General features: G+C 65.8%; 17 protein-coding genes. 3 read left to right on the forward strand and 14 right to left on the reverse strand.

What is annotated here, in order from left to right:
- Positions 1-42: 42 nt before the first annotated feature.
- Positions 43-2139, forward strand: coding sequence for a sensor histidine kinase (locus ACI766_RS23795; protein ID WP_003106517.1), 2097 nt, complete (start codon positions 43-45; stop codon positions 2137-2139).
- Positions 2140-2143: 4 nt separating this feature from the next.
- Entirely contained in the window at positions 2144-2722 is a 579-nt protein-coding gene (locus ACI766_RS23800; protein ID WP_015648092.1) for a cob(I)yrinic acid a,c-diamide adenosyltransferase, read from the forward strand.
- A 70-nt stretch (positions 2723-2792) separates the two neighbouring features.
- Here ACI766_RS23800 and ACI766_RS23805 read toward each other — a convergent pair whose 3' ends face one another.
- The 5 genes from ACI766_RS23805 to ACI766_RS23825 all read right to left on the reverse strand — a co-directional run bounded on the left by ACI766_RS23805 (position 2793) and on the right by ACI766_RS23825 (position 9718).
- Positions 2793-3740 (reverse strand): Nudix family hydrolase, encoded by a 948-nt coding sequence (locus ACI766_RS23805; protein ID WP_003112754.1) that lies wholly within the window; start codon positions 3738-3740, stop codon positions 2793-2795.
- 50 nt (positions 3741-3790) lie between these two features.
- Positions 3791-4426: a glutathione S-transferase family protein gene (locus tag ACI766_RS23810; RefSeq protein WP_003116203.1), complete on the reverse strand. Its 636-nt coding sequence runs from the start codon at positions 4424-4426 to the stop codon at positions 3791-3793.
- 120 nt (positions 4427-4546) lie between these two features.
- Positions 4547-5764 (reverse strand): bifunctional glutamate N-acetyltransferase/amino-acid acetyltransferase ArgJ, encoded by a 1218-nt coding sequence (gene argJ / locus ACI766_RS23815; RefSeq protein WP_003110156.1) that lies wholly within the window; start codon positions 5762-5764, stop codon positions 4547-4549.
- A gap of 146 nt (positions 5765-5910) precedes the next feature.
- Positions 5911-8661 (reverse strand): preprotein translocase subunit SecA, encoded by a 2751-nt coding sequence (gene secA / locus ACI766_RS23820; protein WP_003112752.1) that lies wholly within the window; start codon positions 8659-8661, stop codon positions 5911-5913.
- Positions 8662-8794: 133 nt separating this feature from the next.
- Positions 8795-9718 carry a M23 family metallopeptidase gene (locus tag ACI766_RS23825; protein ID WP_003094103.1) on the reverse strand — a complete coding sequence of 308 codons (924 nt, stop codon included), beginning with the start codon at positions 9716-9718 and terminating at the stop codon, positions 8795-8797.
- A gap of 146 nt (positions 9719-9864) precedes the next feature.
- On the opposite strand from ACI766_RS23825, the gene ACI766_RS23830 reads away from it, so the two are divergent.
- The gene (locus tag ACI766_RS23830; protein WP_003120896.1) at positions 9865-10260 is read left to right on the forward strand and encodes a DciA family protein; all 396 of its coding nucleotides are present in this window, start codon (positions 9865-9867) and stop codon (positions 10258-10260) included.
- A 60-nt stretch (positions 10261-10320) separates the two neighbouring features.
- Here ACI766_RS23830 and lpxC read toward each other — a convergent pair whose 3' ends face one another.
- The 9 genes from lpxC to murD all read right to left on the reverse strand — a co-directional run bounded on the left by lpxC (position 10321) and on the right by murD (position 20721).
- Positions 10321-11232, reverse strand: a complete 912-nt coding sequence (gene lpxC / locus ACI766_RS23835) for a UDP-3-O-acyl-N-acetylglucosamine deacetylase (RefSeq protein ID WP_003094111.1) — start codon at positions 11230-11232, stop codon at positions 10321-10323.
- A 112-nt stretch (positions 11233-11344) separates the two neighbouring features.
- Complete coding sequence (gene ftsZ / locus ACI766_RS23840) at positions 11345-12529, reverse strand: cell division protein FtsZ (RefSeq protein WP_003094113.1); 1185 nt, start codon at positions 12527-12529, stop codon at positions 11345-11347.
- A gap of 50 nt (positions 12530-12579) precedes the next feature.
- On the reverse strand, positions 12580-13833 hold the full coding sequence (ftsA, locus tag ACI766_RS23845) for a cell division protein FtsA (RefSeq protein WP_003094115.1): 1254 nt from the start codon (positions 13831-13833) through the stop codon (positions 12580-12582).
- 21 nt (positions 13834-13854) lie between these two features.
- Positions 13855-14718 (reverse strand): cell division protein FtsQ/DivIB, encoded by an 864-nt coding sequence (locus ACI766_RS23850; RefSeq protein WP_003094118.1) that lies wholly within the window; start codon positions 14716-14718, stop codon positions 13855-13857.
- Positions 14719-14721: 3 nt separating this feature from the next.
- The gene (locus ACI766_RS23855) at positions 14722-15681 is read right to left on the reverse strand and encodes a D-alanine--D-alanine ligase (protein ID WP_023128434.1); all 960 of its coding nucleotides are present in this window, start codon (positions 15679-15681) and stop codon (positions 14722-14724) included.
- Positions 15678-17120 (reverse strand): UDP-N-acetylmuramate--L-alanine ligase, encoded by a 1443-nt coding sequence (gene murC, locus ACI766_RS23860; protein ID WP_003094121.1) that lies wholly within the window; start codon positions 17118-17120, stop codon positions 15678-15680. The genes ACI766_RS23855 and murC overlap by 4 nt, the downstream gene beginning before the upstream one ends.
- Positions 17113-18186 (reverse strand): undecaprenyldiphospho-muramoylpentapeptide beta-N-acetylglucosaminyltransferase, encoded by a 1074-nt coding sequence (gene murG, locus ACI766_RS23865; protein WP_023089616.1) that lies wholly within the window; start codon positions 18184-18186, stop codon positions 17113-17115. The genes murC and murG overlap by 8 nt, the downstream gene beginning before the upstream one ends.
- Positions 18176-19375, reverse strand: a complete 1200-nt coding sequence (ftsW, locus tag ACI766_RS23870; RefSeq protein WP_003094125.1) for a putative lipid II flippase FtsW — start codon at positions 19373-19375, stop codon at positions 18176-18178. Before ftsW ends, murG begins: the two co-directional genes overlap by 11 nt.
- On the reverse strand, positions 19375-20721 hold the full coding sequence (gene murD / locus ACI766_RS23875; protein ID WP_003161468.1) for a UDP-N-acetylmuramoyl-L-alanine--D-glutamate ligase: 1347 nt from the start codon (positions 20719-20721) through the stop codon (positions 19375-19377). Before murD ends, ftsW begins: the two co-directional genes overlap by 1 nt.

A 20721-nucleotide genomic window follows, 5' to 3' on the forward strand; every position in this document is an offset into this window, starting at 1 on the left:
ACCCTGCCCGCCATTCCTTTTCGCCGCGGACCGCCAGAGCCCATGAACCTGCGCCAGCGCCTCGACAACCTGCCCGTAGGGCAGAAACTGCTCGCCGCCCTGCTGATCCTGCTGGCTACCGTGCTGCTGGTGGCCAACCTGGCGTTCATCAGCGCCGCCTACTGGATTTCCCAGGAGAGCGTCGCCCCCCAGGCGATGCAGACCATCGGCCGGCTGATCGCCAACCCGGCGCTCAGCCAGCCGGCACTCAGTTCGCCGCAGACCGCCGAGGTCCTGCTGCGCCAGCTCAACGATTACCAGCCGTTGCGCGCCGCGGCCCTGTACGACAGCAATGGGCTGATGCTGGCCGACCTGCAACGCGGCGACACCCTCAAGCTGCCGGCCCGCCTGGACCGCCTGGAGCACTGGAGGCGCGGCGAGTACCGCCTCAACGCGCTGATCGAACTGCCCCAGGAAAACGCCCGCCCCGGCTACCTGCTGCTGGTGGCCAGCGGTGAACTGCCGAGCGCGTTCTACACCGGAACCCTCACCGCCAGCCTGGCGATCCTCGGCGTCAGCGTGCTGCTCTGGCTGCTGGTGGCGCAGCAGATACGCCGCCTGATCACCCGGCCGATCCGCGATCTCGAGGAACTGTCGCGGCAGGTCACCCGCGAGGAGAACTACGCCCTCCGCGCCCAGCGCGGCAACGGCGACGAGATCGGCCGCCTGGCCGACGCGTTCAACACCATGCTGACCCGCATCGAGGCCCGCGAGCAGCAGCTCAAGCGCGCCCGCGACGATGCCCAGGAAGCGGTCGAGCAGGCCCAGAGCCTGGCCGAGGAAACCCGCCGCTCGAACCGCAAGCTGGAACTGGAAGTGCAGGTGCGCAGCAAGATCGAGAAGAAGCTCACCGGTTTCCAGCACTACCTCAACAGCATCATCGACTCCATGCCTTCGGCGCTGATCGCGGTGGACGAGCAACTCTACGTCACGCAGTGGAACCAGGAGGCCAGCCAGCTTTCCGGCACCAGCCTGGACGATGCGGTCAACCAGCCGGTGTTCCTCGCCTTTCCCTCGCTCAAGCCGTTCCTTCCGCAGCTCACCCGGGCTGCCGAGAAGCACAGCGTGGAGCGTGTCGAACGGGTCACCTGGGCGCTGATCGACACGCCACGCCACTACGCCCTGACCTTCTACCCGCTGATGGGCGGCACCGGCCGCGGCGCGGTGATCCGCATCGACGACATCACCCAGCGGCTGAGCCTGGAAGAAGTGATGGTGCAATCGGAGAAGATGCTCTCGGTCGGCAGCCTCGCCGCCGGCATGGCCCACGAGATCAACAACCCGCTCGGCGCGATCCTGCACAACGTGCAGAACATCAAGCGGCGCCTGTCCCCGGAGCTGGCGAAGAACGTCGAGCTGGCGGCCGAGGTCGGAGTGCCGCTGGAAGACATCAATCACTACCTCGACGGCCGCGACATCCCGCGCCTGCTGGAAGGCATCCAGCACGCCGGCTCGCGGGCAGCGAAGATCGTCACCCACATGCTCGCCTTCAGCCGCCGCAGCCACCGGCAGATGACCGCTTGCGAACTGCCCGCACTGCTCGAACAGGCGGTGGAAATCGCCGGTAACGACTTCGACCTGGCCGAAGGCTTCGACTTCAAGTCGTTGCAGATCGTCCACGAGTTCGACCCCAACCTCGGCCCGGTGCCGGTGATCGCCAACGAGGTCGAGCAGGTCCTGCTCAACCTGCTGAAGAACGCCGCCCAGGCCATCCACCAGCGCGACGACGAAGAGGAAGGCGAACAGGGCCGGATCGTCCTGCGCACGCGCCTGACGCCGCCCTGGGCGGAAGTCCAGGTGGAAGACAACGGCAGCGGCATGCCCGAACTGGTGCGCAAGCGTATCTTCGAGCCGTTCTTCACCACCAAGGAAGTCGGCCAGGGCACCGGTCTCGGCCTGTCCGTCTCGTATTTCATCATCACCAACAATCACAAGGGCCAGATGGAAGTACGCTCGGAACTGGGCCGCGGCACCTGCTTCAGCATCCGCCTGCCGCTGGAAAGCTCCGAAGCGGTCGCCCCGGCACAAGCCAAGGCCCTGCCGCCCGCTCTGCCGCAACCCGGTAGCAGCCTGCGGCGGGGCGACGAAGAGGAAGGTTGAATCCATGGGCAATCGATTGTCGAAGATCTACACCCGTACCGGCGACCGCGGCGAGACCGGCCTGGCCGGCGGACGCCGGGTGCCCAAGAGCCATCCACGCATCAAGGCGATCGGCGCGGTGGACGAATTGAACAGCCAGTTGGGCCTGCTCCTTGCCGAGTTGCTGGAAGCGCGTGGCGCACATCCCGGCCTGGAGGAGATCGTCCAGGCGCTGGCGCCGGTGCAACACCGCCTGTTCGACCTCGGCGGGGAGCTGGCGATGCCGGAGTATCGGGCCCTGGACGAGACGGAAGTGGCACGCCTGGAAAGCTGCATCGACCGCTGGAACGACGAGCTGGGCCCGCTGAAGAATTTCATCCTCCCCGGCGGTTCCCGCCTGGTCGCCCAGGCCCATGTCTGCCGCAGCCTGGCGCGCAGTGCCGAACGGCGCTGCCAGGCGCTGGACCAGGAGGAAACGCTGGAGGGCGTCGGCCTGTGCTACCTGAACCGGCTCTCCGACCTGCTGTTCGTCGCCGCCCGCGCCATCGCCCGGCGCCAGGGCGTGGCGGAGATTCTCTGGGAGGCGGCGGCAAAACCGGACTGACGGCGAGCGAGGGCTCGGCATCGAGACGAAAAAAAGGAGGCCGAAGCCTCCTTTTTTCTTCATTCCACCGTCAAAGGCCGCCCGGCCAGAACGCACGGATACCCGCCACGCCCTGGGCTCCATGCTCCCAAGCCTGCTCGGCTTGCTGCGGACCGAGGCCACCCAGCAGGTAGACCGGCTGGTTGAAGCCGGCGATCAGTTCGGCGGCCTTGTCCCAACCCAGCGCCGGCTCGCCGGGATGGCTCTCGGTCGGCTGTACCGGCGAAAGGGTGACGAACTCCACTCCCATCGAGGCAGCCAGGGCCAGTTCCTCCGCGTCGTGGCAGGAGGCGGCCAGCAGGCGCCCTTCGGGGAACGGCCGACCGGCGCTGGCGTATTTGCGCAGTTGAGCGGAGGTCAGGTGCCAACCGGCAGCCGGGAAGTCGCCCAGCCACTCCAGCGGGCCTTTCAGCATCAGTTGCGCCTTGCCGGCGCAGAGTCCCTGGATATCGATGGCGAGATCGCGGTATTCGGGACTGAACATGTTCGGCGCGCGCAACTGGATCAGGCGGATGCCCGCCTCCACCGCCTTGCGTACGCCGCTGATCAGCTCGCCCGGCTCCAATCCGTCCGGGGTGATCAGGTAGTGCGCCGGCAGGCGCGCGGCCTGGACGATCGGCGCGTTGGCGGCGGGGAACTCGTAGTCGGCCAGCTCGCGCGGCTCCACCCAGGCCAGCGGTTGGCCCTCGGCGCCGTGGGCTTCGCCGGAAAACCCGTCGACCTCCCAGACATCGAGCAAGACGTGCTTGTCGGCATAGTCGTGCCGGACCTGGATCAGCGGCCGGGCCCGCTCGACACGGATGCCCAGTTCCTCTTCCAGCTCACGGGCCAACGCCGCGCGCACCGGCTCGCCGTCCTCCACCTTGCCCCCGGGAAACTCCCACAGGCCGCCCTGGTGCTTGTCTTCCGGCCGCCGGGCGATCAGCACCCGGCCATCGGAGCCACGAATCACGGCCGCGGCGACATGTACTCGTTTCACGGATCATCTCCTCACTACTGCCGTCACGCACCGCAAGCGGCGGACGGCCATCAACTACCGGCCTGCTCGCGCAATGCCGCGTCGTACCAGGCGCGGAACGCAGGCCACTGATAAATCGTCTCGACATAGGTCCGGGCGATATCCGGCAACTCCACCGCATAACTGCGGAAACGCGCCGCCACCGGTGCGTAGAACGCATCCGCCAGGCTGGCGTGGCCGAACAGGAACGGACCGTCCTGGCCGAAGCGCCGCCGGCAATCCGCCCAGGCTTCGCAGATACGTTGAATATCCTGTCGTGTCGCCTCGGACAATTCCACCAATGGCTGCTGGCGCCGCAGGTCCATCGGCAGCTCGCCGCGCAACGCGGCGAAACCGCTGTGCATTTCCGCGCAAACCGAACGGGCCAGCGCCCGCGCCGCCTCGCCGCGCGGCCACAGGTGGGCCTCGGGGAAGCGCTCGGCGAGGTACTCGGCGATGGCCAGGGAATCCCAGATGTCGCCATCCTCGCTTTTCAGCAAGGGCACCTTGCCGGTCGGCGAATATTGCAGGATCCGCTCCCGGGTATCGGGCCGCCCCAGCGGGACGAGGATCTCGTCGAACGCCGCCCCGCTCATGCGCAGGGCCAGCCAGCCCCGCAGCGACCAGGACGAGTCATTGCGATTGCCAATCACGATGGTCAGGGCCATGCGCCTCTCCTCTTCGGCCGCCCGACGCGGACGGCCATGCACCAGAGAACTTAAGAGGCGCACGGACCGATGGCAAATTCCCGATTTTCATCCATCAATGAAGGATCGGAATGCCTGGCTTCAGGTGCGGTACTCTGCGTTGATCTTCACGTATTCGTGGGACAGGTCGGTGGTCCAGATGGTCTCGCTGCAGGTGCCGCGTCCCAGTTCGATGCGGATGCCGATCTCGGCCTGGGCCATCACCGCCGCGCCCTGTTCCTCGGTGTAACTGGCCGCCCGGCCGCCACGGCTGGCGATACAGACGTCGCCAAGGAACACGTCGATCTTGCTCACGTCCAGATTGGCCACGCCGGCACGTCCGACCGCGGCGAGAATGCGTCCCCAGTTCGGGTCGGAGGCGAACAGCGCGGTCTTGATCAGCGGCGAGTGGGCCACGGCATAGCCGACATCCAGGCACTCCTGGTGGGTGGCGCCGCCGTTGACCTGAACAGTGACGAACTTGGTCGCGCCCTCGCCGTCGCGAACGATGGCCTGGGCCAGCTCCATGGAAACCTCCAGTACCGCTTGCTTCAACGCGGCGAACAGCGCGCCGCTGGCCTGGGTGACTTCCGGCAGCGCCGCGCGACCGGTGGCGATCAGCATGCAGCAGTCGTTGGTGGAGGTATCGCCGTCGATGGTGATGCGGTTGAAGGACTTGTTGGCGGCGTCGCGCAACAGATCCTGCAGCACGCCCTGGGCGACCTTGGCGTCGGTGGCGATATAACCGAGCATGGTCGCCATGTTCGGCTTGATCATCCCGGCGCCCTTGCTGATCCCGGTGACGGTCACGGTCACGCCATCGTGCACGAACTGGCGGCTGGCGCCCTTGGGCAGGGTATCGGTGGTCATGATCCCCGCGGCAGCTTCGGCCCAGCGGTCCTCGGCCAGGTCGGCCAGGGCCGCAGGCAACGCCGCCTCGATCTTGGCCACCGGCAGGGGCTCGCCGATCACCCCGGTGGAATATGGCAGCACCGAAGTCTCGGCGACCCCGGCCAGTTCGGCGAGCTTGGCGCAGGTTTGCGCAGCGGCGGCGAGGCCGGCCTCGCCGGTACCGGCGTTGGCGTTGCCGGTATTGGTCAGCAGGTAGCGCACCTCACCGAGGAAACGCTGTTTGGCCAGGGTCACCGGCGCGGCACAGAACGCGTTCAGGGTGAACACCCCGGCCACGCTGGAGCCTTCGGCGCAGCGCATGACCACCACGTCTTTGCGCCCCGGTCGCTTGATGCCGGCGGAAGCGATGCCGAGTTCGAAACCGGGGACCGGGTGCAGGGTGGACAGGGGGCCAAGACCGACAGCCATGGGAACGCGCTCCTTTACCAAACAGTGGACTCGATGCCGTCCGCGACGGCGTGACGGAAAACGCATCGGCGCCGGGCTGGCGCCAATTCGAACAAACGCCGCGAGCGGCAGGACCGGTCGCGGCGTTGGTGAACCAGGCGGGAAGCTTAGTCCAGCTGCCCGTGGCAGTGCTTGTATTTCTTGCCGGAACCGCACGGGCAAGGCTCGTTGCGGCCGATCTTCTGCTCGTTGCGCACAGGCTCGAGCGGCACGACCGGAGCCGGGCCCTCGGGAAGCTCTTCTTCCTCGCCGGCCACGGCCTGCTCCATCGAGGGAGCCTCGGCGTGCTGGAACTGCATGCGCTTGGCCAGTTCCTCCGCCTCGCGACGCAGGCGGGCCTCCTCTTCGGCCGGGTCTTCGCGACGGACCTGGACGTGGGACAGCACGCGGATGGTGTCGCGCTTGATCGAGTCCAGCAGCTCCTGGAACAGGGTGAAGGACTCGCGCTTGTATTCCTGCTTCGGATTCTTCTGCGCGTAGCCACGCAGGTGGATGCCGTGCCGCAGGTGGTCCATGGTCGACAGGTGGTCCTTCCACAGGTCGTCCAGTACCCGCAGCAGCATCTGCTTCTCGAAGGCGCGCAGGGCTTCGGCGCCGGCCAGCTCTTCCTTCTCGTAGTAGGCGGCGACGATCTGCTCGAGGATCTTGCTACGCAGGGTTTCCTCGTACAGCTTGTCGTCTTCGTCCAGCCACTGCTGGATCGGCAGGCGCACGGCGAAGTCGCTGTACAGCGCAGCCTCCAGGCCTTCGATGTCCCACTGCTCGGGCAGCGACTGCGGCGGAATGTGCTGGTTGATGGTGGCGCTGAGGGTTTCCTCGCGGAATTCCTTGATGGTCTCGCCCACGTCCTCTGCCGACAGCAGGGTATTGCGCATGTGGTAGATCACCTTGCGCTGCTCGTTGGCTACGTCATCGAATTCCAGCAGTTGCTTGCGGATGTCGAAGTTGCGCCCTTCGACCTTGCGCTGGGCCTTCTCGATGGCGTTGGTCACCATGCGGTGCTCGATCGCCTCGCCGGACTGCATGCCCAGCGCCTTCATGAAGTTCTTCACCCGGTCGGAGGCGAAGATCCGCATCAGGTTGTCTTCCAGCGACAGGTAGAAGCGGCTGGAACCCGGGTCGCCCTGACGACCGGCACGGCCGCGCAACTGGTTGTCGATCCGGCGGGATTCGTGGCGCTCGGAGGCGATCACGTGCAGGCCGCCCGCCTCGATCACCTGCTGGTGGCGCTTCTGCCATTCGGCCTTGATCTGGGCGATCTGCTCCTCGGTGGGGTTCTCCAGGGCCGCGACTTCGACTTCCCAGTTGCCGCCGAGGAGGATGTCGGTACCGCGGCCGGCCATGTTGGTGGCGATGGTCACCGAACCGGGCGCGCCAGCCTGGGCGATGATCTCGGCTTCCTTCTCGTGGTACTTGGCGTTGAGCACCTTGTGCTCGATGCCTGCCTCTTGCAACAGCTTGGAAACGTACTCGGAACTCTCGATCGACGCGGTGCCGACCAGGATCGGCCGGCCGAGGGCCTGGCACTGCTTGATGTCGGTGATGATCGCCGCGTACTTCTCTTCCTGGGTCAGGTAGACCAGGTCGTTGAAGTCCTTGCGCGCGATCGGCCGGTGGGTCGGGATCACCACCACGTCGAGACCGTAGATCTGGCGGAACTCGAAGGCCTCGGTATCGGCGGTGCCGGTCATGCCGGCCAGCTTGTTGTACAGGCGGAAATAGTTCTGGAAGGTGGTGGAGGCCAGGGTCTGGCTCTCGGCCTGGATCGGCAGGCCTTCCTTCGCCTCGATGGCCTGGTGCAAGCCCTCGGACAGGCGACGGCCAGGCATGGTGCGGCCGGTGTGCTCGTCGATCAGGAGGATCTGGTCGCCCTGGACGATGTACTCGACGTTGCGGTGGAACAGGGTGTGCGCGCGCAGCGCTGCGTAAACGTGGGTCAGCAGGCTCAGGTTGTGCGCCGAGTAGAGGCTCTCGCCTTCGCCGAGCAGGCCGTTCTGGCTCAGCAGGTCCTCGATGAACTGGTGGCCCTGCTCGTTGAGTTCGACCTGGCGGGTCTTCTCGTCGATGCTGTAGTGGCCTTCCTCGGTCGGCTTGCCCTCGACCTCTTCGACCTGGCGCTTGAGACGCGGGATCAGCTTGTTGATCTTGATGTACAGCTCGGAGCTGTCTTCGGCCTGGCCGGAGATGATCAGCGGGGTACGCGCCTCGTCGATGAGGATCGAGTCCACTTCGTCGACCACGGCGAAGTTCAGCTCGCGCTGGAACTTGTCGTCCAGGCTGAAGGCCATGTTGTCGCGCAGGTAATCGAAGCCGAATTCGTTGTTGGTGCCGTAGGTGATGTCGGCGGCGTAGGCGGCGCGCTTGTCTTCCGGCGGCTGGAAGGGAGTGACCACGCCGACGCTGAGGCCGAGGAACTCGTACAGCGGGCGCATCCAGTTGGCGTCGCGGCGCGCCAGGTAGTCGTTCACCGTGACCACGTGCACGCCCTTGCCGGACAGCGCGTTGAGGTAGACCGGCAGGGTGCCCACCAGGGTCTTGCCCTCGCCGGTACGCATTTCGGCGATCTTGCCGTCGTGCAGGGTCATGCCACCGATCAGCTGGACGTCGAAGTGGCGCATGCCCATCACCCGCTTGCCAGCCTCGCGAACCACGGCGAAGGCTTCGGGCAGCAATTGGTCGAGCGTTTCGCCCTTGGCGTAGCGCTGCTGGAATTCAGCCGTTTTCGCCTTCAACTGCTCGTCGGAGAGCGCCACCATCTGGGGCTCGAGCGCATTGATGGCCTGTACAGCCTTGGCCATGCGCTTTACATCACGCTCGTTCTTGCTTCCAAAGAGTTTCTTCAACAAAGGCGCAAACATATCGACTTGGTCATCCACACGTGGGGAATGGAAGGCTCACCCATCCGGCGGCCCGTGCCGATCAACGGCATGAAAGGGAACATTCTACCCGGAAACGGGTATGAGAAAAGTACAGCAGATCAATGCGCGTCGCTCACTCGGAAACAGACGCGCGTGCGATGAAGCTTTGCGGATTCATTACCCGGCCATCCTTCATCACTTCGAAATGTACGTGGTAGCCGGTGGAGCGTCCGGTGCTGCCGACCTTGGCCAGCACCTGGCCGCGCTTGACCAGGTCACCGACCTCGACCAGGTTCTTCTGGTTATGGGCATACAACGTGGTGTAGCCATCGGCGTGCCCGACCTCGACCACGTTGCCATAGCCGTTCTTGCGCCCGGACCAGGTCACCACCCCCGCCGCCACGGCCACCACGTCGCTGCCGGCCGGCGCGGCGAAGTCGATGCCCTTGTGCATGCTCAGGCGGCCGCTCACCGGATTGACCCGGCGCCCGAACGGCGAGGAGATGTAGCCCTGGCGCACCGGCTGGCCGGCCAGGTAGGTCGACTGGCTGATGTGCTTGTCGGCGAGCAGTTGCTCCAGCACCTCGAGCTGCTGCTCGCGGGTATCCAGGCGTGCCGCCAGTTCGTCTAGCGTCGCCATGAACGACGGCGGGGCATAGGCGCTGCCCTCCAGCGGTTCGTCGACGCCACCCTGGCCGACGCTCAGGGAGAAGTCGAACTCGTCGGGGTCGACGTCGGCCAGCTCGGTGAGACGTTCGCCGAGGGCATCCAGCCGAACCAGGCGCGCCTGCAGTTCGCCGAGATGCACGCTCAGTGCGTCCATCTGCCGCTGCGCGTCCTCGCGGGCGCTGCTGATCTCGGCGCTCTGCGCCTGCAGCGCGGCATCGACTTCGATGCCGGCCACCGGAGCCGGCGCGCGGAACAGCCAGGCGCCCATGAAGCCCCCGGCCAACAGGCTGGCACCGACCACGCAGGCCCCGGCCAGCATCAGCAACCGCGGCTGCAGATGGACGGAGCGAGCGGCCCCATGGTGCCGGCTCAGAAAAATGATGTGCATGACTTATCCTTCATACGGGCCGGCAGTAGCGAAACGCTTTCTGCTACCATTCCGACTCAGTAACCCCCAGGCTTCCCGCCATGTCTTTTCGTCCCTTGCCCGCCCAGGCATCGACCCAGTTGCTGCGCCAGGCCAGGCCGCTGCAGATGCTGTTCGCCGAAGCCCAGCGCATCTGCCGCCTGCAGCAACTGCTGGAAAGCCAGTTGCAACCGGCGGCGCGCCCGTACTGCCATGTGGCTTCGTGGCGCGGCGGTTGCCTGCTGCTGATCGTCACCGATGGCCACTGGGCCACACGCCTGCGCTATCAGCAGCGGCGCCTGCAGCGGCAGCTGCAGGCTTTCGAAGAATTCGCGAACTTAGCGAAAATCCTTTTCAAGGTGCAACCCACCACGTCCACACAACGTGCGGCACGTCGCAGCTTGACCCTGTCTGCCGTCGCGGCGGAAAACCTTCGCGAATCCGCCGAGATCGTCGGCAATCCACGCCTGCGGGAAGCGCTCGAGCGGTTGGCAAGCCGCGCCGAGAAAAGCCGGCAAGAATAAATCCCGAAATAAAAAGAGGCCACCCTGAGGTGGCCTCCAAATATGGAAAGGAGAGTTTTCCTACACTGCCGCCGCCGGGCGCATATAGGAAATAGGCGCGGTACGCGCGTCTTCGAAGGTCACCACTTCCCAAGCATCCTTGTCTGCGATCAACGTACGCAGCAGTTGGTTGTTCAGGGCATGGCCGGACTTGAAGCCACGGAACTCGCCGATAAGACTGTTGCCGAGCAGATACAGGTCGCCGATGGCATCCAGGATCTTGTGCTTGACGAACTCGTCCTCGTAACGCAGGCCGTCTTCGTTGAGCACGCGGTTCTCGTCGACCACGATCGCGTTCTCCACGCTACCGCCGAGTGCCAGGTTCTGCGAACGCAGGTACTCGATGTCGCGCATGAACCCGAAGGTACGGGCGCGGCTGACCTCCTTGACGAAGGAAGTACTGGAGAAATCGACCGAGGCCTGCTGGGTGCGACCACGGAAGACCGGATGATCGAAATCGATCTCGAAGCTGACCTTGAAGCCGTCGAACGGAACGAAGACGGCGCGCTTGTCGCCCTCTTCCACGCTGACTTCGCGCTTGATGCGGATGAACTTCTTGGCAGCTTCCTGCTCTTGCAATCCGGCGGACTGGATCAGGAATACGAACGGACCAGCGCTGCCATCCATGATCGGCACTTCCGAAGCGGACAGCTCGACGTAGGCGTTGTCGATACCCAGGCCGGCCATGGCCGAGAGCAGGTGCTCCACCGTATCCACTTTGACGTCACCCTTGACCAGGGTGGTCGACATGGTGGTTTCGCCGACGTTCTCGGCCCGGGCCGGGATTTCCACGACCGGATCCAGGTCGGTGCGGCAGAACACGATACCGGTGTCCACTGGCGCCGGTTTCAGGGTCAGGTAAACCTTTTCCCCCGAGTGCAGACCGACGCCAGTAGCCCGGATGATGTTCTTCAAGGTGCGTTGTTTGATCATGGCTTTGGCCGCTTAAGCGCTGACTGCGAACTGTTTTCAACAATGGCCGGCGATGATAGCAGAACCGGCCTTTGCTGAACACCAATCACATCTCTACTCCTGATTAATTACTTCAATCGGCCTGACGACGCAGGAACGCCGGGATATCCAGGTAATCCAGGTCATCCTGCGGGTTCAGCTTGGCCGCGGTCGCCGCGCTGCCGTGAGACTGGTTGCGCATCACGGTAGGACGGTCGAGGTCGCGGTAGTTCACCGACTGCTGCTCGCGCTGGGCCGGAGCGGCTGCCTGGGCTGCACTGCCCTGCACGGTGTTGTCGACGACCTTCACCGGTTTCTCCAGGCGCGCGCCCAGGCCGGTGGCGACTACGGTGACGTGCAGCTCATCGCGCATGTCCGCGTCGATCACGGTGCCCACCTTCACAGTGGCGTGCTCGGAAGCGAACTGTTCGATGATGTTGCCGACATCGGAGTACTCGCCCAGGGACAGGTCCGGACCCGCGGTGATGTTCACCAGGATGCCGCGCGCGCCCTGCAGGTTGACGTCTTCCAGCAGCGGGTTGCGGATTGCCGCCTCGGTGGCCTCGCGGGCACGGTTCGGACCGCTGGCGCAGCCGGTACCCATCATCGCCATGCCCATTTCGCTCATGACGGTCTTCACGTCGGCGAAGTCGACGTTGATCATGCCCGGACGCTTGATGATGTCGGAGATACCGCGCACGGCACCGGCCAGCACGTCATCGGCCTTGGCGAAGGCGGCCAGCAGGCTGGCATCCTTGCCGAGGATGGTCAGCAGCTTCTCGTTCGGGATGGTGATCAGCGAATCGACGCTCTCGGCCAGCGCGCGGATGCCCTCGTCGGCGATCTGCATGCGCTTGCGACCTTCGAACGGGAACGGGCGGGTCACCACCGCGACGGTGAGGATGCCCATTTCCTTCGCCACTTCGGCGATGATCGGCGCGGCGCCGGTACCGGTGCCGCCACCCATGCCGGTGGTGATGAAGACCATGTCGGCGCCTTCCAGCACTTCGGAAATGCGCTCGCGATCTTCCAGAGCCGCCTGACGACCGACTTCCGGATTGGCGCCGGCACCCAGCCCCTTGGTGACGCCCGGGCCGAGTTGCAGAACGGTGCGCGCCGCGATGTTCTTCAGCGCTTGTGCGTCGGTGTTGGCGCAGATGAACTCGACGCCCTCGACGTTGTTCTTGGCCATGTGATTGACGGCGTTGCCGCCACCACCACCTACACCGATCACTTTTATGACGGCGGTTTGTGCGATGTTATCGACCAGTTCAAACATTTCCCCTCTCCTTCCTTTCTAGTTTTGTCGCCTACTGTTACCGCGTTGAATCAGAAATTGCCCTGGACCCAGCGTTTGAGCCGCTCCAGGACAGGTGCCTTGGGTTCGTCGCTGCTGTAGCTGCTGCCTGACACAGACATCGACATGCCATCGGACTGCTTCTGCAGTCCGTACATCAGCAGGCCGACGCCCGTCGAATAGATCGGGTTGCGCACCACGTCGGTGAGGCCCTTCACGCTATACGGCACGCCGAGGCGTACCGGCATGTGGAAGATTTCCTCGGCCAGCTCGACCGCGCCTTCCATCTTCGAGGTGCCGCCGGTGAGGACGATCCCGGCCGGGATCAGGTCCTCGTAGCCGCTGCGGCGCAGCTCGGCCTGGACCAGGGTGAACAGCTCGTCGTAACGAGGCTCGACCACTTCGGCCAGGGCCTGGCGCGACAGTTCGCGCGGCGGCCGGTCGCCGACGCTGGGCACCTTGATGGTCTCGCCGGCACCGGCCAGCTTGGCCAGGGCGCAGGCGTAGCGGATCTTGATCTCTTCCGCGTACTGGGTCGGCGTACGCAGGGCCATGGCGATGTCATTGGTGACCTGGTCGCCGGCGATCGGGATCACCGCGGTATGGCGGATCGCGCCTTCGGTGAAGATCGCGATATCGGTGGTGCCGCCGCCGATATCCACCAGGCACACGCCCAGTTCCTTCTCGTCCTCGGTCAGCACCGAATAGGCCGAGGCCAACTGCTCGAGGATGATGTCGTCGACCTCGAGGCCGCAGCGGCGCACGCACTTCTCGATGTTCTGCGAAGCATTCACCGCGCAGGTCACCACGTGCACCTTGGCTTCCAGGCGCACCCCGGACATGCCCAGCGGCTCGCGCACGCCTTCCTGGTTATCGATCACGTAATCCTGGGCCAGGGTATGCAGCACCCGCTGGTCCGCCGGGATCGCCACCGCCTGGGCGGCATCCAGTACCCGTTCGATATCCGCCGGGTTCACCTCGCGATCGCGGATCGCCACGATGCCGTGGGAATTGAGGCTGCGGATGTGGTTGCCGGCGATGCCGACGAACGCCGAGTGGATACGGCAACCGGCCATCTGCTGGGCCTCGTCGATGGCGCGCTGGATCGACTGCACGGTGGACTCGATGTTCACCACCACGCCCTTCTTCAGGCCGCGGGACGGATGAGTACCGATGCCAACGACCTCCAGCTGGCCATCGGCCGTCACCTCGCCCACCAGCGCCACCACCTTGGAGGTACCGATGTCGAGGCCGACGATCATCTTGCCGCTCTGCACGCTTGCCATGGTTATTACTGTCTCCTCAACTCACTGCACGGCGCTGGCCGTGGCCACCGTCGCGGGCGTGACCGGCTCGCGCCACGCAACGGCGAGGCCGTTGGGGTAACGCAGGTCGATCCGCGCAATGTTCGAAATCTGATCTTTGAGTGCCTTGTCGTAGATGCTTACGAAGCGGCGAATCTTGTCTACCACGTGGTCGCGCCCGATCTGGATCTCGACGCCCTGGGCCGTGGTCAGCGCCCAACCGCCGCGATCGCTCATTTCCAGGCGGGCGATGGAGAACCCGAGGGGACGCAGCAACTGGCTGAGCAACTGGTATTGCTGCATCACCTGCTGTTGCGCCCGCTGTGGACCATGCAAGCGGGGCAGATGTTCATAATTCGCCAGTTCCTTTGGCGTAAAAGCCTGTCCCTGGTTGTTCAGCAGCGCTTCGTCGCCCCACCGGGCGATCGGCAGTTGCTCGTCCAGGCGGATCACCACCTGGTCCGGCCACACCCGGCGCACCTCGGCGTGGGCGATCCAGGGCATCTGTTCCAGTTGCCCGCGCATGCCCGCCAGGTCGATGGTGAAGAAGCTCGCCGCCAGGTACGGGGAGATCCGCTGCTGCACCGCGCGCTGGCTGATGTAGCTGAGGTCGCCCTCGACACTGACCTTGGCGATCGGCCGGTCGGCGTACGGCAGGATGTACTCGGCGCCGCGATAGGCGCCATAGCCGAGAACGGCCAGCAACAGCGGCCAGGCCAGGTACTTGAGGAAACTGAAGTCGGCTTTCGGCAGGCGCACGCTCAGCGGTTCCTTGGCCACCAGACGGCTGGCGCCGCGCGGCATCGGCTTGCGCGGAGCGCGGCCGAGTCCACCGGGTTGCTGATGACGGAGCAGTACGCCATTCATGGCTTATCCCCTCGCCTCGCGGCTATCGGCCAGGATCGCCAGCACCAGTTGCTGGAAATCCAGGCCGGCGGCCCGCGCGGCCATAGGCACCAGGCTGTGGTCGGTCATGCCCGGTGCGGTGTTGACTTCAAGCAGCCAGAAACGCCCTTCGGCGTCCTGCATCACGTCCGCCCGCCCCCAGCCCTGGATGCCCAGGGCGTCGCAGGCGCGCGCGGTAAGTTCCTTCAGCTCGCGTTCCTTGGCCTCGTCGAGACCGCAGGGCACCTGGTAGCGGGTATCGCTGGCCAGGTACTTGGCGTCGTAGTCGTAGAAGGTGTGCGGCGTGCCCAGGCGGATCACCGGCAGCACCTGCCCGCGCAAGGTCGCCACGGTGAATTCCGGGCCGCTGATCCACTGCTCGACCAGCACCTGCGAGTCGTAGCGGGCCGCTTCGCGCCACGCCGCGATCAATTCGTCGAGCCCGCCGACCTTGGCCATGCCGATGCTCGAGCCTTCGTGAGCCGGCTTGACGATCAGCGGGAAACCCAGTCGCTGCGCCGCTTCGCGGCAGTCATCCTCGCTGGCAAGCACCGCGTAGTCCGGGGTCGGCAGGCCGAGGCTGAGCCAGACCCGCTTGGTCCGCAGCTTGTCCATCGCCAGCGCCGAGGCCAGCACGCCGCTGCCGGTGTAGGGAATGCCCGCGCACTCGAGCAGGCCCTGCATGCTGCCATCCTCGCCGCCACGACCGTGGAGAATGATGAAGGCACGGTCGATCTTCTCCTCGACCAGGCGTTGCAGCAGGTCTTCGCCGACATCGATGCCGAAGGCATCGACCCCGGCGGCCAGCAGGGATTGCAGGACCATCGCGCCGGACTTCAGCGACACCTCGCGCTCGGCGCTCTTGCCGCCGAACAGCACGGCGACACGGCCGAACGCCTTGGGATCCTGGGTGCCGTTCAGCAGGCTATCGAGGCAAAGGTTCATGCGCCCTTCCCTCCCTTGCCGGCGAACAGCGGGTTCTTGATCAGTTGCGGGGCCAGGCCGCCGACATCGCCAGCGCCCTGGCAAAGCAGGATGTCGCCAGCGCGCAGCAGCGGCTTGACCAGCGGCGCCAGGTCGGCGTCGCGCTCGAAGTAGATCGGGTCAAGCTGGCCGCGCTGGCGGATGCTGTGGCACAGCTGGCGGCTGTCGGCTCCCGGGATCGGCTCTTCGCCGGCCGGATAGACCTCCATCAACAGCAGCACGTTGGCTTCGCCCAGCACCTGCACGAAGTCTTCGTACAGGTCGCGGGTACGGGTATAGCGATGCGGCTGGTAGACCATCACCAGGCGACGCTCCGGCCAACCGCCACGGATCGCCTTGATCACCGCGGCGACTTCGCGCGGATGGTGGCCGTAATCGTCCACCAGCATCACGCTGCCACCCTCGACCTGCAGCTCGCCGTAGACCTGGAAGCGCCGGCCTACGCCCTGGAAGCCGGACAGCCCCTGGACGATGGCTTCGTCGGAGATGCCCTCGTCGGTAGCGATGACGATGGTCGCCAGGGAATTCAGCACGTTGTGCAGGCCGGGCATGTTCACCGAGACGTCCAGCGGCTCGCGCTCCGGGCGCAACACGGTGAACCAGGTGCGCATGCCTTCCTGGCGGATGTTGATCGCGCGCACGTCGGCGTCTTCGCTGAGGCCGTAGGTCACGGTCGGGCGGGCGATCTGCGGGAGGATCTCACGCACAACCGGATCATCCACGCACATCACCGCCAGTCCGTAGAACGGCAGGTTGTGGAGGAACTCGACGAAGGTCTTCTTCAGCTTGTTGAAGTCGCCGCCGTAGGTCGCCATGTGGTCGGCGTCGATATTGGTGACCACCGCGACCATCGGTTGCAGGTGCAGGAAGCTGGCGTCGCTCTCGTCGGCCTCGGCCACCAGGTAGCGGCTGGCGCCGAGCTGGGCGTTGGTCCCGGCGGCGTTCAGCCGGCCGCCGATGACGAAGGTCGGGTCCAGGCCGCCGGCGGCGAACACCGAGGCGATCAGGCTGGTAGTGGTGGTCTTGCCGTGGGTGCCGGCTACCGCGATGCCGTGCCGGTAGCGCATCAGCTCGGCGAGCATCTCCGCACGCGGCACCACCGGAATCCGCCGTTCCAGGGCCGATGCCACTTCCGGGTTGGCCCGGTTGATGGCACTGGACACCACCAGCACGTCGGCGCCGTCGGCGTTTTCCGCCTGGTGGCCGATGAAGATCTGCGCGCCGAACTTCTCCAGGCGCTCGGTCACCGCCGAGGCCTTGAGGTCCGAGCCGGATACCTCGTAGCCGAGGTTCAGCAGCACTTCGGCGATCCCGCACATACCGGCGCCGCCGATGCCGACGAAATGGATGCGGCGGATACGGCGCATGGTCCGGGTGACGCCATTCGGTTCTTTAACCACGGGCCACCTCCAGGCAGGCATCGACCACCGTCCGGGTAGCCTCGGGTTTCGCCAGGCTGCGTGCCTGGTCTGCCATGGAGCGCAGGGTTTCGGGATGCATCAGGACCTCGGACAGCTGCGCGGCCAGTTCGGCCGCGCCGGTAGACTTTTGCGGCAGCAGGCGGCCGGCGCCGCTGCGTACCAGGAATTCGGCATTGCGGGTCTGGTGATCGTCGATCGCGTGAGGCAACGGCACCAGGAAGGCGGGCAATCCCGCCGCCGTCAGCTCGCTGACGGTCAGCGCGCCGGCGCGACAGATCACCAGGTCGGCCCAGGCATAGGCCGCGGCCATGTCGCTGATGAAGGGCGCGACGTCCGCTTCGACCGCCACTGTGCGATAACGCTCGGCGGTAATCTCGGCATGCTGACGACCGGCCTGATGGCGGATTGCCGGACGGATTTCCAGCGGCACCTGCGCCAGGGCCTCTGGCAACAGCTTGTTCAGCGGTTCCGCGCCAAGGCTGCCGCCGAGCACCAGCAGATTGACCCGACGGCCGGTCAGCGGCGCGCGGGCGTGCGCGTCGAGGAACAGCTCGCCGCGCACCGGATTGCCGGTGGTCAGACGCTTGCCACTGGCCGGGAAGGTATCCGGGAATGCCTCGCAGACGCGCCTGGCGATCGGCGCCAGGCTGCGGTTGGCGGTGCCGGCCACGGCGTTCTGCTCGTGGATCACCAGCGGCACGCCGTTGAGGCGCGCAGCCAGGCCGCCCGGGCCGGTGACATAGCCACCCAGGCCGAGCACGCAGACCGGCCTCAGCTGGCGGATCAGCCGCAGCGCCTGGAACAGCGACTTGAGCAGTTCCAGCGGCGCCTTGACCAGCGACTTCAGGCCCTTGCCGCGCAGCCCGCTGACCTGGATCAGGTGCAACGGCAGGCCGGCCTTGGGTACCAGGTCATTCTCGATGCCGCGCGGCGTCCCCAGCCAGTGCACGGCATAGCCGCGCGCCTGGAACTCCCGCGCACAGGCGAGCGCCGGGAACACGTGTCCGCCGGTGCCACCCGCCATGATCAGGACATTACCTTTCATCGGCAAAGTCCTCTTCGTTGAACTCATATTCCTCGCTACCCAGGTGGGTTCGCCGTTCCCATTCGATGCGCAGCAACATCCCCAGACAGGCACAGCAGATCACCAGCGAACTGCCGCCGTAGCTGAGGAACGGCAGGGTCAGGCCCTTGGTCGGCAGCAGGCCGACGTTCACCCCGATGTTGATCAGGAACTGGCCGATCCAGAGGAAGGCCAGGCCGTAGGCCACGTAGGCGGAGAAGAACTGCTTGGCCTGCTCGGCCCAGATGCCGATGTACAGCGCGCGCAGGCTGACGAACACGAACAGGGCGACGGTCGCCAGGGCGCCGACGATGCCCAGCTCCTCTGCAAGCACGGCGAAGACGAAATCGGTGTGCGCCTCCGGCAGGTAGAACTGCTTCTGGATGCTGTTGCCCAGTCCCATGCCCAACCAGCCGCCGCGGCCGAAGGCGATCAGCGCCTGGCTCAACTGATAGCCGGCGCCGAACTGGTCGGCCCAGGGGTCGGTGAAGTTGGTCAGGCGTGCCATCCGGTAGGGCTGGGTCTGGATCAGCAGGACCACCGCGCCGACCGCCAGCAGCACCATCAGGCCGAAGCGGAACAGCCCCACCCCGCCGAGGAACAGCATGGCCGCGGCAGCGCCCATCATTACCACGGTGGCGCCGAAGTCCGGCTCGCGCAGCAGCAGGCCGGCCATCGGCAGCAACACCACGAAGGGCTTGAAGAAGCCCATCCAGCTTTCCCGGACCTCCTGCTGGCGGCGGATCAGGTAGCCGGCCATGAAGATCACCACGCAGACCTTGGCGATCTCCGAAGGCTGGATGTTGAACAGGCCGAAGCCGATCCAGCGCATCGAGCCGTTCACCTCGCGGCCGATACCGGGGGTGATCACCAGCACCAGCAGGCCGAAGGCGACCAGCAACAGCTTCCAGCCCCAACGCTGCCAGGTGGCCATCGGGACCATCATGGTCAGGCCGCAGGAAATCAGGCCGATCACCAGGTAGATCAGGTGACGGACGGAGAAGTACAGCGGGTTGCCCGACTGCGCCGCCGCCACCTCGGAAGAGGCGGAAGTCACCATCACCAGGCCGAGGCCGAGCAGCGCCAGGCAACCCGCCAGCAGCGGGAAGTCCAGGTCGATGCCGTGCCGGCTCAACAGCGGCGACGGGAAGGGGCGCAACACCGACAGCATCACGCTAGCTCCTCTACGGCTTTGGCGAACAGGCGTCCGCGTTCTTCGAAGTTCTTGAACATGTCCAGGCTCGCGCAGGCCGGCGACAACAGCACCGCATCGCCTTCGCGGGCCAGCTCGGCGGCCTGCCGGACTGCTTCGTCCAGCGTTGCGACGCGCACCAGCGGTACCGCGTTGCCCAGTGCCTGGGCAATCAGCTCGGCGTCACGGCCAAGCAGTACCACCGCCCGGCAGAAGCGCGCGACCGGCTCGCGCAGGTCATGGAAATCGGCGCCCTTGCCGTCTCCGCCGGCGAGCAGCACCAGCTTGCCGTCGATGTCGGCACCCAGCCCCTCAATCGCCGCCAGGGCGGCGCCGACGTTGGTGGCCTTGGAATCGTCGTAGTAGCTCACGCCCTGCCGCTCGCGTACCCACTGGCAGCGATGAGCCAGGCCGGAAAACGCCTTCAGCGCGCCGAGCATGGCGTCGAACGGCAGGCCGACCGCATGGCCCAGCGCCAGCGCGGCGAGCGCGTTGGAATAGTTGTGGGCGCCACGGATCTTCAGTTCGCCAACCGGCAGCAGCTTGTCGAACTGGAACGCCAGCCACTTCTGGCCGTCTTCCTCGATCAGGCCGAAAGCCTTGAAGTCCGGCTTGTTCAGGCCGAACGACCAGCACGGCACGGTATCGGCGATCAGCGGTCGGGTCAGGGCATCGGCGCGATTCACCACGACCTGGCGGGCACCGCGGAAGATCCGGTGCTTGGCCAGGTGGTAGTCAGCCATGCCGTCGTAGCGATCCATATGGTCTTCGCTGACGTTCAGCACGGTCGCCACCTCGGCGTTGAGGCGATCGCAGGTTTCCAGCTGGAAGCTCGACAGCTCCAACACGTACAGCTCGATGTCGTCGGCCAGCAGGTCGAGCGCCGGGGTGCCGAGGTTGCCGCCGACGGCGACACGCTTGTCCGCGGCCACCGCCATTTCGCCCACCAGGGTGGTCACGGTGCTCTTCGCGTTGGAACCGGTGATGGCGACGATCGGGGCCTTCGCCTCGCGGGCGAAGAGATCGATGTCACCGGAGATGCGCACGCCTTTCGCGGCGGCCTGTACCAGCGCGGGGGTGCGCAGCGACAAGCCGGGGCTGACGTAGAGTTCGCGGGCGGAGCAGAGGAACTCGGCGTCGAGTTCGCCGCAACGCACTTCCACCTGCGGATACTGGGCACGCAGGGTGGCCAGCTCCGGCGGGTTCTCTCGGGTATCGACCACGGCGAAAGGCAAGCCGCGGCGCGCCAGGTAGCGCACCAGGGACATGCCGCTCTTGCCGAGGCCGACAACGATGCGGAAGTGGTCGGAGGCGATCAGGCTCAT

Origin of the sequence: Pseudomonas sp. DL, assembly GCF_047199225.1 — a bacterium.
In the GTDB taxonomy this organism is placed as follows: Bacteria; Pseudomonadota; Gammaproteobacteria; order Pseudomonadales; family Pseudomonadaceae; genus Pseudomonas; species Pseudomonas aeruginosa.